At 60.0% G+C, this 510-nt stretch carries 1 protein-coding gene; it reads right to left on the bottom strand.

The window, feature by feature from the left end; genetic code table 11:
* On the bottom strand, window positions 1–247 hold a 247-nt coding region (locus EN993_RS36645; protein ID WP_127266294.1), incomplete at its 3' end, for a DUF736 family protein.
* Window positions 248–510 lie beyond the last annotated feature (263 nt).

The following is a 510-nucleotide window of genomic DNA, read 5'->3' on the forward strand; positions in this document are numbered from 1 at the left end:
CGCCGATCTCGGGGGCTTCCAGCTTGACCGAGAGGTATTCCTCGCCCGAACGCTGGGAGATGCGGTGCCAGCCGGCTCCGATCTCGAAGCCCGTGCGCTTGTTGACGATCCGGTAGTCGGGCGCGTCCTCGCGCGACTTGTTGGTGTTCGGGATGAGGGTGATCGGAGCGTTGACCCGGAGCGTGGCAAAGACGCCTTCCATCGAGCCGTCGGCCTTGGTGGTGAGGTTTGCGATCGTGGTGGCCATGGTAGTTCTCCTTCGGTTGCATCGGGACCATTCCCGATGGCGCCAAAGGAGAGGGCCGTCCTGCTGCGGTCATCTCGGCGAAAATTCTGGAAAATTCTATTTGCCGAAAAATAGCGGGCAGGCCCTTCGCCTGCCCGCAGACAAAAAACAGAAATCGAATTTTCCTGAATATTCGCCGAGTGTACCCCCAACGGGGGTTGACCGCACAAAGCAGGCGGTCCTCTACAAAGGCGACATGAAACGGGAATGGCCCCGGATGGGAC

Source organism: Mesorhizobium sp. M7D.F.Ca.US.004.01.2.1 (genome assembly GCF_003997785.1).
Lineage (GTDB): Bacteria > Pseudomonadota > Alphaproteobacteria > Rhizobiales > Rhizobiaceae > Mesorhizobium > Mesorhizobium loti.